This is a genomic window from Melioribacter sulfuriphilus (genome assembly GCF_051488685.1).
In the GTDB taxonomy this organism is placed as follows: domain Bacteria; phylum Bacteroidota; class Ignavibacteria; order Ignavibacteriales; family Melioribacteraceae; genus Melioribacter.
Window position 1 is genome coordinate 1 of sequence record NZ_JBPSEH010000001.1, and the last position, 16,405, is coordinate 16,405.

Sequence of the window (16,405 nt, forward strand, 5' to 3'; positions counted from 1 at the left end):
GCCACCAGCGCCGGGGTTTTTAGAAAATTATTTTTTTTGCAGTACCTCCTTATTAATTTATGATTTTGCCATATAACTATTACTTATACTGCACAGATTTATTAGTTAAAGAAGGTAGATATGCGTGCAGATGCATATCTACTTTCCAATTGTTTTCAAATTTTCTTAAAATCTCAATATTTAAAAATAGCTCTTGCATATCTATCATCATGCCATATTTCAGTCTAACGGACTCTTAACCCCCAATCCTCTATTGAGAACATGGGTGTAAATCATAGTGGTTTTAATAGAATTGTGCCCAAGTAATTCTTGTATGGTTCGTATATCATATCCGTTTTCTAGTAAGTGAGTTGCGAATGAATGTCTGAATGTATGCGGGCTTGCAGGTTTTGTAATTCCTGCTTTCTTTACTGCTTCTTTCACAGCTCGTTGTACCGTACTCTGGTGAATATGCCACCTTAAAATTAATCCACTTTCCTTATCTTTAATAAACTTATCTGCAGGAAAAGCATACTGCCATCCAAACTCTTTTCCGGCATTTGGATATTTTTTCTTCAGTGCATAAGGTAAAATTGTTTCTCCCTTCCCCTTTTTCAAATCGTCTTTGTGCTGTAAGAAAACTATATTTAAATGTTTCTTTAATTCCGGAATTATTGAATCAGGAAGAATTGTGTGTCGATCCTTCTCGCCTTTACCATCCCTTACAAGAATCTGCTTATAATCAAAATCTATATCTTTAATTCTTAGCTTTAATGCTTCAGTTAATCTTAAACCACTGCCATAAAGTAATGAAACAATTAATTTATTCGTTCCTTGTATATTCTTAAATACATTAGCTACTTCTCTTTTAGATAATACAACCGGCAGATGTTTCACTCTCGTTGATCGCTTAATATTTTCAATCCACCCTACATCTTTATTCAAAATATTTTTGTAAAGATAAAGTATACCCTGTAAAGCCTGGTTTTGAGTAGCACTGGAAACATGATGATTAGTAGCAAGATTGTTTATGAATGCTTTTATTTCTTCAGCACCCATATCTTTTGGATGACGCTTATTATGGAAGTAAATAAACCGCTTAATCCAATTCGTATAAGCAGTCTCAGTTTTTCTACTGTAGTGAGCCGTACGCATAGCAATGCGTACCTGCCCGAGCAGTTTCGGTTTGTGTTTTTCAGTTTGAAATATCTTCGGGTCTGAAGAAATATTTTGCTTCCCACCTTGCAAAAAATATATCCCTTTCTTCTCTGATTAAAACTTATGAATTTACATAAGATTTGTCAAGATTTAGTTGATTTTTTTAATCCTCTACATTATGAAGCTATTTAAGTCATTAAATCATTAGCCACGAATTTCACTAATTATTCACGAATTTATGATTTATCCCAATAGTGGTTATGGCATCTATTGTTTATTGATTTGTTTTTAATCACCTACTAAAAAACTTTTCATAATCTTAGAGTTGATTATTTGTTTAATCCAAATTTTATCTGTGAAAAAACTGTGTTTTCTGTGGTTAAATTTTTCTTAACTTGAATGTAAAAGAAAAAAATAATATTACTTCAGCATTAACTATCTTCAAACCTTAAAAATCAGAACAAAGTTTATATTATTTTTGTAACTAAGTAATTGAAGGAGATTGAAATCGAAGGAATTATTTCAAGAGTTGAGAGCAAAGATTATTATGTATATGAGTTAAAATCTCATAATCAGATCCGTTGTGTTCTGAGGAGAACATTCGAAAAGGAATTTTTAAAGAGTTGTTACCAAACTCGCTTAATTCAATCAAGAATATTCATCGTTTGATCAACACTTTACGGTATTGTACATAAAATGCTGCCCAAAACTGCAATGTAAAATTGAAAAGCAATGCCAATAATTATTTATAAATTTGTTTTATTCACCATACTCAAAAAGTAATTATTTTTTCAACTCAACAATAACATTTTTAGAATGCCGCAATGTTTAAAGCAGTCGCTTTGATTTGAGGGTTATAACGTATTTTCTACAGACTAGCAATTCTATAAGTTGCAATTACCAAAAGATGACTTAGAATACCCACTGTAAAAAAATAACCAATTTGTTTAAAATCTATCATGAGTTTATAACTAGCTCTTATGACAATTAAAAGCAATATTAAAAGAACTATTATTCCTGCTGTATATGTACCGATTCCCATTATTATTGATATTCTTGTTTCATCTTGTTGACTAAATCCTCCAAAGACTAGTGAAAAAAAACGAAATACGAATTGAAAGAATAAAACTGGGTAAGCATATATCATTGAATATTTCTCTAAAATTAAAAGAGATATCACAGCCACCAGTATAGTAAACGCAGGTCCACCGATACTTACATATAAATTATGACTTTCATCTAAATAATGTCCACCTTCAGGCCAAACATAGTTTAGACTATATATCATTTTGTTCCCTAGATATTCTCCTACTAACCAATGCCCGAATTCGTGGAATAGATAAGAAAAATAAGATATAGGAATAAATAATAAATAAAGTCTAATTGATATTTTTTTATCAACGGTCACAAATTGATATTTTTTAATTTTACGTTATGAATATTACTCATACTATGTTTATTACTTAATTTACATGGATGTGCGTGCAGCTTCATATCTACGTACTAGCCACTTTTTACTAAGTATTTCTATCTGTATTCCATATGATATAATAAGCAGCTCCAAAGCAATGAGTATCTTATCAAGTAGTTCCGGATTTTCAGAATTATTAATTCAGCAGTTAAGAGAAGTATTTAGCTTTCCACTTTGCAAAAAATATTTCCGTTATTCTTGCTTGAAATTATGATTTTTGGATTGACTTGTCAAGTTAGAATCATTCTTTTTCTTCTTGTTTATATCAATTCAATATTTATGTAAATTTTTTTGGTCATTCCACCAAGTTTATTTTTATAAAAATTCCGATACAGAACTAAATACCTTTCATAATACTTTAGATTAATCATTTAATCCGTATTATTTGTTAGTTAAGGATTTCTTTAATTAAATCTAAAATTTTGTTGTTACTGAATTGAGTTTTAAACTCAATTTTTATTTTTCCATCAAAGAACTTTTCGGCATGTTTAATTTTCATTTTTTCTTCTTCACTCAATCCGCTTGCATCTGGATAATTTTTGCATTCCACCACAAAGTGCAGTTTCTGCTCTCCGGTACTATTTTTTACCACATAGGCAAAGTCAGGTGAATAGGTTTTGCCACCTGCCACAGGAATTTTAATGGAGTTCTTAGGAATTTTTGTAAAGACAATGACTTCCTCAATATCTGTTTGTATATTTGATTTTTCTAGGTCGGAGTCATAATATAATTCTTCGAAGAAATAAGAGTCTGCGACATTTTCATCAGAAAACAATACACCTACATCAGAAGCCGAAATTTCTTTCAGCACATTTCCTTTTTCGTCTGTTAGCTTGGTAGGATGAATGCTATTTTTAACCTTTTTGTATTCTATTGAGTATTTATCAAAGGCTTGTGTCATTAGGAAAAGGTCAAAATTCTGTTTTATAGTTCTCAGTGTCGATTGGTTAAGATAATTATTAATATCAGTTTTTGCTTTAATAATTGATTGATGCAATGTTACAATGTTAATGTTAAGCGATTTTGAGAGTTCTTTCAAAAAATCACTATATTTCATCGTAGCAATAGATTCAGTCTTTGGTTTGTAAACGGATATAGTCTCTTTCGCCACCGCTTTATTATCCCTGGTTTCAACCTTTGAAATTCTTTCAATAATTCCGTCTGAAATAAATTTATCTTTTTGTGTTTTCAAAAATTCCGTAAATAAAGCCTTGAAATTTGATTCGTTTTCAAACTTATATTCAAGAACAACTTTTTCATTAAGCTTTTCCCAGAGTTCTTTTAACTCATCATACTTCGATGTCCTTACCGTGACCTTTTTCTTTGGATCAGTGGCTTTACGAACTTTATTAGAGTTTACACCTTCGAAAATAAGCGGGAAATTTTCTTTGATAAAGTTAAAACCATTTTCTTTAAAATCATTGTTTCTTTTGATAACTCCTTTTTCATCAAGATATTCTAATAAATTTTCATCGTTTGTAAATTTATCGGAGTATTTTTGTAAAATAATTTTTATCAATGGATTAACACTTGTATAGGTTTGTTCAATAGAAACAGCTCCCGATTTTTCGTTAATTTCATTAACCAGCTTATCGACAAAATCGCTTTCGGTAAAATCTACAAAATAGTGTAGATAAAACTGTTCGTCTTTTACTCGATTACCATATTCGTTAACAGGCAAACGCAATCCTCGGCCAACTTCCTGCAATTTAGATATTTCGCTACCGCTGCTTCTCAGCTTACAAATCTGAAATACATTAGGATTATCCCATCCTTCGCGTAATGTCCATTTGGAAAAAATAAATCGTCTTGGATTTTCCAGATCAAGTATTGCTTGTTTATCATGAAGAATTTCATTGATTTCTGCTTCTATTTTTTCATCATTTTCGATATTATCTTTTGAAAAATATCCACCGTGCGTTGCAGAAATGTCAATTAACGTTTTTTCAAGATATGATTTATATAAAGGATCCGTTTCGTTTTTTATTAATTTTTCTATTTCTGCCTTTACATAAGTTTCAACTGTTCTGCGGATATAACCATCCTTATTTCTGTATTCATCAATATTATCAATAAAGAAAAGCGTTAAAGGTTTGATTTTTACTTCTCTTGTTAAAAGTTGTTTTTCTATTTCAAAATGGTGCTTTATTGCCTGTTTTATCATTGTCTCCTGTAATTTTTCAGCATACGAGTAAGGGTTTATTTTATCGCCCTTCTTCATTTCTAAGCCGTTTGACAAAATAACAGTGCTTTTGTTAAGTTTCTCTATGAACAATTCCTTCATTTCCGGATGAACTTTAGCAAGACTTTCTTTTTTTGCAACTTTTACTGTGTTTCGTTCGGCATTTTGAATTAATTCAAAGCTGGCTTCTTTTCCATCAGAATCGATGAACCTTACAATTGCATTTTTACCGCTTTCAAATTCAGTAATGTGCCCAATTACGCCTTTAACTAAATTTCTGTTAAATGCATCTACGGCTGTTAATTTATATACCAGATTTTCATATTCTGTAAATGTTGCCCCATATCGCAAAATAAATTGGGGTTTCATTTTCTGAATGTTTTCCCAGGTCTTATTTTCTTGTGCAAACTTATGAGGCTCGTCAATAATCATAAAAGGATTTACCGCTGCAATAGCATCAAAAGGAATAGTGTATTTATCAAACAAACCTTTATCAAAGCTCTTTTGCATTGTTTCGGAATTAATCATACCTGCATTAATGATCATAACCTGAATGCTGTTTTTTTCAAAATTTCCGGCATTTACAAAGCTACTTACTGCCGCTGGTATGGATGACTTTTTGTTTTTATTACTTTTCTGACTTTCTACAATATGTAAATTCAATATTTTGCCGTATTGCTCTTTGAAATGTTCACGGCAACTTTCAGACTTTAAAAAATCTACTGTTCCAGCTTTGATAGATAAAGTGGGCACAACGATGATAAATTTAAAGACACCGTAAAGTCTATTGAGTTCGAAAATAGTTTTGGTATAGGTATAGGTTTTCCCTGTCCCTGTTTCCATCATGATATCAATGATGTTGCTTTTCTTAAACCCTTCGGTAATTGTGTTGTTACGTTGAATGTTTTCAATATTTCTTTTGTACTGTAAACCAGACTCCCAAATTAACGAAGGATTAACATAATTTTTGTTTACATCAGTGGGGAAGGTAATTTGTAAGTTTTCAAAAACCGCAACGGTATTATCTACTGCTTGTTTCTGATGGGCTAAATCTTTTTCAAAATTAAAGCCTTTCATTTTCCGCCCTCAGTTTTTAGTTGTTTTTGCAACTCTTTTCCTTTTTCTGTAAGGCGATATTTTTGTTTACTACTGGTAGGTTTATCAGGAATAGTAGGTTCAACCAATCCCAGTTGAATAGATTTTTCAAGATACTCTTTTCTGAAATGCTCTCTATCCGATAAATTAAGTTTTTTTTGAAGCTCACTTCTTGAGAATTCACCATCCAGTATTTTTATAATCTCAAGAACTTGCTGGGTGACTTGCTGGGTGACTTGCTGGGTGACCTGCCCGGCTTTTTCTTCTTTTTTAAGATATTCAACTACTTCTTCGTCGGAATAAAAGATGGTTTTAGTAAAATTCTCTGTAAACTTAAAAGAATCTCTGCTATAAAACTGTAGTATTCTTGGCAAACCTGACCCTAATTGCTCCACCAATTCAAGATCTTTAAAAATACGCATTAGTTCCTTGTTTCGTGGAACCGATACCCCATCAAAAAATTCCTCTATAGATAAAAACTCTGGTAGTGATCCGGCAGATATTATTTCTATTCTATCGTCAAAAATTTCAAATTTTGGTGGCACTTCTCTTGTGTAGTCATTATGTACAATGGCATTAATAATGGCTTCGCGCAATGCCACCGGTTGCCATAGCCGTTTTTCTATTCTTTCTTTGGGGGTAATGCGGGCATAAACTCTGTTTTCTATATCAATCTTATCCAGTACACTTTTGGTTGCTTTAATTAGTGAACAGTATCCAAGTTCGGTATTTTCAATCAAGTTAACTCTATCTTTTCCAGAATATTTTGCTACTTTAAATGATATACCATTTTCATCGGCAAGAAGATAAGCCACATAATTTAAGTGCCCATCATCGGTAAGTAGTTCAAGATTTTTTTTGAACTGTTTGTTAAGCGGCTTGCCCTTTTCTTCGTAGTAAATGCGCAATTGTTCAAAGGTTAAATCCTGTCGGGGTGACTTTATTTTACCGATGGAATTTCTTGCTCTTTTTGCAAAAAGTTCATCAATCATTTTTTGCGACATTGGTTGAGCGGCGGTACCTATACGAATAAAACATCCTTTTTCGGTCATCCCATATCTTTTCTTAAAGTACGGCTTTTCGCTTCCACTTGCTACGATAATCTTAATAACAGATTTACCTTCTTTTGTTTCCTCAACAACATCAAAAAGGCCCAGTGCAGAAGGTTGAATATTATTTTTTATACGGTCTATGATTTTTAGTATGGTTTTATCCAGATTGGAAACACCTACCACTTTACCCGAATTATCTATTCCAATATAAATAAATCCCCCTTCGCGATAATTTAAAAAAGCAATAACTTCTTTTTCTAGATCAAGATCATCCGTATATTGGCTTTTAAATTCTATACGGGTTGTTTCCATTGTTAATACCTTACAACAAAATCTATGTCTATCTGCTTTTTGTTAGCATAGTTTTTTACATTTTCGGATAGTTCGCGTAAGCGGGCACTTTCAAAGTGATAGCCAAAGGCAATGATGGTTTTGGGTTCAAAGTGTTTGTCTGTATCTATTTTTTCCAGCAATGCTTTTAAATGATCGGCAGTAAAACCCTTGTGCATTAAATAGAGCTTTCCGTTACCATAAAACGATGTATAGCCTCCTAAATCAATGGTTTCTAACTCTTCTGTTAACGGAATACCATCGTAGGTTTTCCAGGTGGTAAGTAGTGCTTGTATATCTTCGTCGTTAAGTTTTCCGGCATCAAAAAGGGTTTGCGAGCTGTCAAACGCTTCGGCTTCAAAATTATAATCTTCCCAGATGGGGATGGTTTCAAATATTTTAAAGCCCAAATCCTGCCTTTTAAGGGCTTCAATTTCGTTCTGTAGTTTTTTGATTTTTTCTTCTTTGTCTTCTAAATCCAATTGATTATGTAATTCCTGAAGCTCATTTTCTTTTTCTTTGATTTTAGTATCAATGGTTTCGGTTTTAATTTTTTCTGCTGCTCTTATAAGTCTTTCTTTAGTAATTTCAAATATCGTAGGTTCGGCTTTGAGTTCGTTTTTGACAAAATCATAGGCAGTTTGGTTTTTCTTTGGGTCGATTGGTTCTGGTAATTGTACTAAAATAAACTTTCGATTACCCCCATCTTCGGCATTAAGCTGCATCACCGCATCGCCTGTGGTGCCACTGCCAGCGAAAAAATCAAGGATGAGGTCTCCGCAAGATGTCGAAATTTGAGCTATTTTGTAAATAAGTGAAATTGGTTTTGAATACTCAAAAACTTTTTCATCAAAATACTTTGAAATATCTTTTTTAGCATTATCATTTGAATATTTATTATCAATGAACTCAAGTGAAGATGTGGATTTTTTTCTTTCTTGTATTTCAATAAAATAGCCGTTTTTCTTATCTTTTTTGATTACAGCATTTTTATAAGTTTTTGTATAAATTCTATCATTTTTAACAACAATGAAACCATTTTTTAAGCCAAATTCAAATAAGTCTTTTGACCATCTCCAACAAAAGTCGCTTTTAGGATTTGCCTTTTGACGAGCTTCCATTTGTTCTTTTGAAACATTACCTGGTCGGTAAATTTTTCCGTCAAACTCAATCTCATAATCAAGTGATTTAGAATACTGGATTGAACTATAGTCAAGAGTTTGACTTAATTTAAAACTCCCCCTTTCTTCAAAGTATTCATCTATTCCATTATACTTTAAATCTTCAAATGAGCTTTTGCCTATAATCAATTTATCGGTTTTACTATAAGTGATTAAGTAATCAGTGTTTTTTGCTATTAAGTCCGTTGTTTTTCCTGCCTTTTTTGTAATTCTTGGAAACTCCGCCACAAAATTTTCTTCCCCAAAAATCTCATCCATCAAAAGTCGCAGTTGTGCCACTTCGTTATCATCAATAGAAACAAATATTACGCCGTCGTCTCTAAGTAATTGTTTAGCAATGTAAAGTCGCGGGTACATAAAAGTAAGCCAGGCGCTGTGGCTGTTGCTTTTGCTTTGTGTAAAATCTAAAATCCGTTTGGCTTTTTCTTCGTCAATGCCAATAAGGTTTTGCAGGTCTTTTACGGTATATTTTCTATCATCATTATACACAAAGCCATCATTACCGGTATTGTAGGGCGGGTCTATGTATATCATTTTTATTTTTTCGTAATAGGCATTGGCAAGGTGCTTGAGTACTTCCAAATTGTCGCCTTTTATGAGCAGGTTTTCAGAGTTAGTATTTTCAGGTTTTGCGTTGTGGGTTTCGTCTGCTTTTAATAGTGTTGTAGCGGGGTCGCTTGCCAGGAGCCGTGCATAGCTTTTGCCAAGCCATTCCAGCCCATAGCTTTCTGTGGAAAAAGAAATTTCTTTTTCGGTAAGATAGTTTTTAAACTTTTCAAAATCAAAATTGCCGTTTTTATCAAAGTAATGCGGAAAATGAGTTTTCAATATTTCTAGATCCTTGTTCTCCACTTTTATATCACCTGTAACTTTCTCTTTACGCATAGTTAATCCTCTTTTTTATTACGAAATATGACAGCGAGTGTTTAAGACAAGCAAATTTGTCCTTTGAAAATATATCTTAATAAAAATAAAAGTATCAATATAAATTTAGAACCATGCATTTTACACAATGAATTACTGGCAACCTTACTGTTTTCAGATGAACTACTGTTCAGGGGTTGTTTGACATAAGGCATCCACAACAAATGGCAAAGAATACATACGGTAGCCGCAATGTGACAATTCCAATGTCCTGGAGTTGTGTTTTGAATAGTACATCTAAACGCTGCTTTCACATGCTCCTCGTTCTGGAGGTAGATAACTAACAACTGCAGTACGTGAATATCCACGCTCATGAATTTGCTTGATTTACAGATCGGGTCAAGGAAGATCGCCTTTTGATTGCTCCAAAGATGCAAAGACATCAGGTTTAGCATCTTGTTTTTCTGCTCTTTCAGGGTGAGCACCTCGCCAAATTGAGCAACTCTAAGTTTTGATTTTACATGGCTCTGACTGGAACTCATACCACTATATTACCCTCCTCGAACGGACGACTTGCTTTTATTTTTTACGCAATCAAACTTTCACTCAATCGACCAATTTCTACTACAACAATTCTTTTTAATCGACGAAATATTATTTTTTGATCAAATATAACCAACTACTCTAAAATACTCCAAAAATTTATTTGTTCTTTTCGAAATATTTAAATGTCTACATACATTAAAGATAGATTTCAAACAAAATTTTTTCATTTGATCTGGTTAACAAAAAAAGCAGGAAATTTTAGAGTTGATAAATTGGGACTGGCAGATAGATAAATCAATTTATTATCAAATTCAGTCATAATTTCAAAAGTTTTTTATATCCAGGAAACTTGAAATTATCAATAAATGAACGAGGAAAGATGTGTGTGACTTCAGACTTTATGAAATATAGATTTAACAAAATAAAATATTTACGAGTACAATTCTTCTTCATTAAAATTTGTCATTTTTTTATTAAGGCAATATATTTCGGCATAAAATTTTAATGCCCCCGTAGCTCAGCGTGGATAGAGCAGCGGTTTCCTAAACCGCGTGTCGGAGGTTCGAGTCCTCTCGGGGGTACAAAACTTAATCGAGGGATGTGTGAAAAAGTTATTAACTACGCTAATTTTCGCCCTTGTAGATATCGTCTGTTTCCTGCAGGGCTCAGTTATCCTTGTATATTCACTCCTTCATGTAAAATACAAAGTCGAAATTGCACGCGCCGAAGGTTTTACTTCTGTTGAACTAAGTAATTTGCCCGTCGCAATTGGAGGTTACTACTACTATCCCGAGTCGTATATAAAAATTGCAATGATTGGTATTGGATTAATTGTAATGGGTATACTAATGCGCAGCTGGCGCAAACATTATATTGAAAGCGCCGAAATCTAAGGCAAAAGCGTTCCACTTAGCATCATGTGAGCCACGGTAAAATAAATTATAATACCCGTTACATCGACCAGAGTCGCAATAAAAGGCGCCGATGAGGTTGCAGGATCGAATCCCAATTTCTTCATAATAAAGGGCAACATCGAACCCATCAAACTTCCCCAGGCAACAACTCCAATTATTGAACATGCTACAGTAGTAGCTAGCAAAAGCCAGTGGTCGCCATAACTATTTCCTGCATATTGCCAGATTGTAATTCGTATAAATCCAATAATTGCCAGGATTACACCAAGCAGTAATCCCGTAATAATTTCCCGCCTGAAAACGTAGATCCAGTCCTTCAATGTAATTTCATTTAGAGCCAGAGCGCGAATGATAAGTGTGGAGGCCTGAGAACCTGAATTACCACCACTCGAAATAATTAAAGGAAGAAAAAGAGCAAGGACTACCGCCTGACTAATTTCATGTTCGAAAAATCCCATCACAGTAGCTGTAAACATTTCACCAATGAACAAGATGCTAAGCCATACAGCTCTTTTTTTAATCATTTCAAGTACGGGTGTATCTGGATAAGGTTCTTCGAGAGCTTCAACTGCTGCACTTTTATGGATATCTTCTGTGGTTTCTTCTTCGGCTACGTCCAGGACATCATCAACAGTTACAATTCCGACCAGTACTCCTGATGAATCTGTAACAGGCAAAGCAATTCGATCGTACTTCTTAAAAACCTCGATTGCAGTTTCCTGGTCGTCATTTACTTTCAACGATACAAAATTTCCGTCCATCAATTCCGATACTTTTGTGTCAAGTGGTGCCAGCAAAAAATCCCGAATTTTTATATCGTCAATTAATTTCCCTTTGTCGTCCACTACATACAAAATGTTCAAAGTTTCTTTATCGTGCCCGTATTTTCTGATATAATCGAGAGTATCCTGAACTGTCCAGTTTTCCCTGATTGCAATATAGTCGGGTGTCATTAAACGACCGACGCTATCTTCGGGATAGCCGAGAAGTTGTTGAGCAATTTTGCGTTCTTCTGGAGTAAGGTAGTTTATCATCTGTTTAACTACATTCGGCGGCATTTCTTCGAAGAGAGCTGTACGGTCGTCGGGCGACATTTCATTGAGAAGTTCAGCAATCTTCTCCTGACTCATCGACCTGATAAGATCAATCTGTGTATCGTAATCGAGGTATTCAAATACATCTGCAGCAAGTTCTTTGGGCAGCAGTCTGAACAAGAGAGCGCGTTCCTCTTCGTCAAGATTTAAAATAAGATCCGCAATATCGGTGGGATCCCAATCGATAAGAATTTCTTTGAGTTCAGAGAATTTTCTGGTTTTAATTAATTCTTTGATTTCGGGGTTGACAAGCATAGTCAGCATAAATTACCTCCGTTGAGTGGTGAGGTACGGAATTGATTAAAATCGGCAGGTCAAGATAATACTTTAATGTTAAAAATCACATTCTAAATTCAAAATTTCTTAAATTCTGCAATAATTTTATTGATCTCTTCCTCGCTTATGCCGCTGCCGAATTGTTTGTTAGTTTCCTTTTTAGAAGTATTGAAAGAACCGACAGGTGGATTGCCTGCACGTGCTCTTAATCTTTCTTCTATAATATTTGTAAAGCTGGATGAGACGGTTTCAGTTTTTGTGAAACTGTTTCCGTCCAGCGAATTAATAACATTGCCTTTATTAATTGGATTGGTCTCAAAAGCCAGAGTTTTAATATTCATCAGATGAGAAGCCGTAACGTTTTCCGATATAATTGAACCTCCCCAGGTTCCGGGGCCTAAAGTCATTGATGGAATTAATCCCGTTGTATAGCCCACAGCGCCAACAGAAGATGGTGTGTTAACAACAATACGAAATGCCGGTTTTTCCAGCGCAAATTTTAAAATTATATCTCTATCGTTTGAATGGATAGCCATCGTATGGCCAAGTCCTCCAAACTGGAGCAGTTCAATTGAACGGTGGCAACCTTCGAGCCAGCCGTCAACTGTGTAGAAAGCCAGGATGGGCGATAGTTTTTCGATCGAAAGGGGTTCTTCTTTTCCAACTTTGTTACATTCAGCTATCAGTACCGTAGTGCTGGAAGGCACCTCAAATCCTGCATAGGAAGCAATCCAGGTAGCTGACTTACCGACAATATCGGAATTGAGTTTGGCACCTTTGGCAACTTTTTCTTCGAGAAGTTTTTTTTCTTCGGCATTGAGGAAATAGCAACCGAGCTTTCTGGCTTCTTCAATTACTTTTTCTTTTATCGGACGATCTACAATCATTGCCTGTTCGGAAGAACACAAGACTCCATTGTCGAATGTGGTGCCATAGACGATATCTGCCACTGCTTTTTTAATGTCTGCAGTTCTTTCAATAAAAGCAGGCACGTTACCTGGTCCAACTCCGTATGCAGGTTTGCCGGCGCTGTATGCGGCGCGTACCATTGGAGTGCTACCCGTAGCCAGTATGACCGCAATGTTTGGATCGTGCATCAATGCTTTTGTGCCTTCGAGAGTAGGAATTGTTAAAGTCTGGATTAAGCCAGCTGGAGCGCCCGCCTTTTCGGCTGCTTCAGAAAGTATATTCAAAGCTTCTGCTGTCGACTTAACTGCTTTGGGATGCGGACTGGCAACAATTCCATTCCTGCATTTTAAAGAAATTATTGCTTTGAACAATGCTGTCGATGTTGGATTTGTGGATGGAATAAGAGCAGCAACTACTCCCATCGGCTCGGCAATTTTTACTACTTTGCCGTTATTCCTGACTTCGATTATGCCAACAGTCTTGAGATCTTTAATCGAATTATAGACATCCCGCGTGGCAAATTGATTTTTAATAATCTTATCTGAAACTTTACCAAACCCGGTCTCCTCGTGAGCAAGTCGAGCCAGTCTTTCAGCTTCTCTGAACCCTGCCTCGCACATAGCTTCAACAATTTTATCGACTTGCTTTTGAGTAAAATGTTTGAATTCAAGCTGAGCCTCTTTTGCCTTTGCGGCTAAATTGCGAGCCATTTGAATCGACTGAAGGTCCTTATCGAAATCCATTTGCGTCCCTAATTTTTCTTCAAATATAACGACTCCCTTTTCAAAGGTCAATTTTTTATCTGTTCATCAACTTCTTCAGTCGCTGGTATCCAGATTTGCTTACAGAGATTTTATCCCCATTTTTCAAAATCGCTTTGTAGGATTCTTTTTCGTAAGGTTCCAGCTGCACAATTGCATCGAGGCGAGCAATAAAAGAGCGGTGCAAGCGCAAAAAGTTATCGGAATTTAAATTCTTTTCGAACCATCTCATTGTCTTTTGTTTCAGGAATTTTCCCCTTTCAGTGTGCAACATTACGTAATCGTCCTGCGCTTCAATATAAATTATTTCATTGGCAGGAATGATTAAAATCTTGCTGTTGTGCTTTAAAACCACACGTTCGAGCCATTCGCCTTTTTCTTTATCTGCTTCTTTCAATTTGTTTAGTTTATTCAGTAGTTCCGACTTATTCCCGATGTACATTTTTGCTTTTTCGAGAGCTGCTTTGAATCGCTCTTTTGAAAATGGTTTCAACAAATAATCGACTGCATTAACTTCAAATGCTTTGATGGCATATTGATCGAATGCAGTAGTAAAAATTATTGCGGGTGGCTCGTCGATCAATTCGAGCATTTCGAAACCTGTTATCTTTGGCATCTGTATATCGATAAAAATTAAATCGGGCTTTACTTCATTTAACATCTTTATTGCTTCAAAACCATTTGAGCATTCACCTACAATTTCAAATTCTTCGTAATCGGACAAATACTCAGCCACAATATCGCGTGCTAATTTTTCGTCGTCGACTATCAACGCTTTTATCTTTTTCATAAATACTCCGGTATGTAAATATCAACCCTGAATAGTCCTTTGTCTTTATCGATAGTGATAAGATTTTCGTTGTTGTAAAATAATTTGAGCCTGTTTTTAATATTCTTCAAGCCGATGCCTTCGCCTTTTCGGGGCACGGCTTCAGGGTCGTAATTATTTTCCATAGTTATTTGAATGAATCCATTGCCTTTTTTGCATTTTAATTTAATCGTTACTTTTTCGACGCTTTCGTAAACGCCGTGCTTAATTGCATTCTCAAAGAGAGGCTGTAGCAGCATGGCGGGCACTTCCACCTTGCCACATTCGTCGTCGCATTCTTCGACGTAGTCGAATTTGTCTCCGAACCTGACTTTTTCGATGTCGAGATAGAGTCGCGAATTTTCGAGCTCTTCTTTCAAAGGATTGGTTTGATTTTCGTTGCGGGATAAAGTACTTCTTAAAAAAGTCGAAAGTTTAATCGTCATCTCTCTGGCTTTTGCTGGATTGCTCAGTGTCAAAGAGCTGATGGAATTGAGACTGTTAAAAATAAAGTGTGGATTAATTTGATATTTCAACGACCTCAATTCCGTCTCTTTGAGTAAAGTTTTCAGCTCGGCTTCCTTCAATAATTTATCGTGAAAGTTATTGTAATAAATAAGAACGTAATCAATAGCGATAATAATAATGTAAAACATAATTCCCGCAATTGAACGCCATACAAGGCTACTGTTGAGTATCGACAAATATTTTTTATCTTCAATAATATTCGATAGAATAAAATAAGAAATACCAAGCCAGAAAGTTGTAATGATAAATGCAGATGCAATATGATTTAGAATAATCTTAAACGCAGAATAATTATCGAGTGAATTGAAATTTACCATATACCAGAAGCTAAGTCCCAGAAAACAATAAAGCCCATTAAAAATGATACTGTCGATAATCGAGTAACCGAAAGAGACGTCCACAATAAAAGTAAGAATTAACGAATGTGCCACAGCAATAAACACCCACAACAGAAAATAGATTAAGAGAAGTTTTCTATTTTTGATAAAAGGATTAATCATATTATTTTTCGTCAGGAATAATAAACTTCGCAGCCACCGAAAACAACCGAGCCTTTCAGAATTAATAATCCTTCCTGCATTTCTTCTGAATCAGGAATAAAGTAACGTTTATCGTCAAATCCACCGAAGATTGAGGTTAGATTTGAGATCACCTTCCAGTTTTTTGGTACAAAGAGTGTACATCCTCCCATAACACAACTGATATTGAGTACAATCTCTCCCTCTGCGAGTCTGGAATTGTCGAAGTTAAGTTGAGCGCTTCCAAGTATGACATTAATTTTTCCACCGCTGAAATTATTCGATTGTATTAATTTAGTGGAGCTTGTCAGAACGCATTCTTCGTTTATATAATCCGCATTCTCAGTATAATCAAAACCTTTAGAACTCTCTTCCGTATGTGCTGCTTCGAAATGATGATGTTTATTAGAATGCCCATTTCTTTTGAGAATAATAAGAAGTCCAATAATAATTATTATAATCGGCCAGAAATCACGAAACCTGAGAACAAAGAAAGGATGCAGGATTTTGCTTGCAATTCCAAAAATACCAATAACAAGAAAGACTATGCCTGCTACGCTGTTTTTTGATTTCGAATGGATGACAATGCCGATAATTAATGAAACTGTATGCCATGAAAAAATAATGTGTCGGAAAGAAAAGTCGAGCATAAAGATGTTATCAACTAAAAGCAAAGCTCCTGCGATAATTAGAATAATACCGAGCCAGTTTGTTTTTGATATTTTTGAATTGTCCATTT

Annotated in this window: 11 protein-coding genes and 1 tRNA gene; 2 read left to right on the top strand and 10 right to left on the bottom strand. The window is 34.8% G+C overall.

Annotation, left to right across the window (positions count from 1 at the left end; all coding sequences use genetic code 11):
- Nucleotides 1–219 precede the first annotated feature (219 nt).
- From ACSSV9_RS00005 to ACSSV9_RS00025, 5 genes are all read right to left on the bottom strand, one after another.
- The gene (locus ACSSV9_RS00005) at nucleotides 220–1,227 is read right to left on the bottom strand and encodes an integron integrase (protein WP_437345180.1); all 1,008 of its coding nucleotides are present in this window, start codon (nucleotides 1,225–1,227) and stop codon (nucleotides 220–222) included.
- Between the two features lie 778 nt (nucleotides 1,228–2,005).
- On the bottom strand, nucleotides 2,006–2,425 hold the full coding sequence (locus ACSSV9_RS00010) for a hypothetical protein (RefSeq protein WP_437345181.1): 420 nt from the start codon (nucleotides 2,423–2,425) through the stop codon (nucleotides 2,006–2,008).
- Nucleotides 2,426–2,996: 571 nt separating this feature from the next.
- Nucleotides 2,997–5,867: a type III restriction-modification system endonuclease gene (locus ACSSV9_RS00015; protein ID WP_437345182.1), complete on the bottom strand. Its 2,871-nt coding sequence runs from the start codon at nucleotides 5,865–5,867 to the stop codon at nucleotides 2,997–2,999.
- Complete coding sequence (locus ACSSV9_RS00020; RefSeq protein ID WP_437345183.1) at nucleotides 5,864–7,249, bottom strand: Fic family protein; 1,386 nt, start codon at nucleotides 7,247–7,249, stop codon at nucleotides 5,864–5,866. Before ACSSV9_RS00020 ends, ACSSV9_RS00015 begins: the two co-directional genes overlap by 4 nt.
- A 2-nt stretch (nucleotides 7,250–7,251) precedes the next feature.
- The gene (locus ACSSV9_RS00025; protein ID WP_437345184.1) at nucleotides 7,252–9,333 is read right to left on the bottom strand and encodes a site-specific DNA-methyltransferase; all 2,082 of its coding nucleotides are present in this window, start codon (nucleotides 9,331–9,333) and stop codon (nucleotides 7,252–7,254) included.
- Between the two features lie 1,031 nt (nucleotides 9,334–10,364).
- Between ACSSV9_RS00025 and ACSSV9_RS00030 the strand changes: the two genes are divergently transcribed.
- Nucleotides 10,365–10,439, top strand: a tRNA-Arg gene (locus tag ACSSV9_RS00030).
- A 21-nt stretch (nucleotides 10,440–10,460) separates the two neighbouring features.
- Nucleotides 10,461–10,751, top strand: a complete 291-nt coding sequence (locus tag ACSSV9_RS00035) for a hypothetical protein (RefSeq protein WP_437345185.1) — start codon at nucleotides 10,461–10,463, stop codon at nucleotides 10,749–10,751.
- On the opposite strand, the gene mgtE is transcribed toward ACSSV9_RS00035, so the two are convergent.
- The 5 genes from mgtE to ACSSV9_RS00060 form a co-directional block, all read right to left on the bottom strand.
- Nucleotides 10,748–12,130 carry a magnesium transporter gene (gene mgtE, locus ACSSV9_RS00040; RefSeq protein WP_437345186.1) on the bottom strand — a complete coding sequence of 461 codons (1,383 nt, stop codon included), beginning with the start codon at nucleotides 12,128–12,130 and terminating at the stop codon, nucleotides 10,748–10,750. The genes ACSSV9_RS00035 and mgtE overlap by 4 nt on opposite strands.
- Before the next feature lie 89 nt (nucleotides 12,131–12,219).
- Entirely contained in the window at nucleotides 12,220–13,794 is a 1,575-nt protein-coding gene (locus ACSSV9_RS00045) for an aldehyde dehydrogenase family protein (protein ID WP_437345187.1), read from the bottom strand.
- A 55-nt stretch (nucleotides 13,795–13,849) separates the two neighbouring features.
- Nucleotides 13,850–14,602, bottom strand: coding sequence for a LytR/AlgR family response regulator transcription factor (locus ACSSV9_RS00050; protein WP_437345188.1), 753 nt, complete (start codon nucleotides 14,600–14,602; stop codon nucleotides 13,850–13,852).
- On the bottom strand, nucleotides 14,599–15,648 hold the full coding sequence (locus ACSSV9_RS00055) for a sensor histidine kinase (protein ID WP_437345189.1): 1,050 nt from the start codon (nucleotides 15,646–15,648) through the stop codon (nucleotides 14,599–14,601). Before ACSSV9_RS00055 ends, ACSSV9_RS00050 begins: the two co-directional genes overlap by 4 nt.
- Before the next feature lie 11 nt (nucleotides 15,649–15,659).
- The gene (locus ACSSV9_RS00060; protein WP_437345190.1) at nucleotides 15,660–16,403 is read right to left on the bottom strand and encodes a LiaF transmembrane domain-containing protein; all 744 of its coding nucleotides are present in this window, start codon (nucleotides 16,401–16,403) and stop codon (nucleotides 15,660–15,662) included.
- Nucleotides 16,404–16,405: the final 2 nt, after the last annotated feature.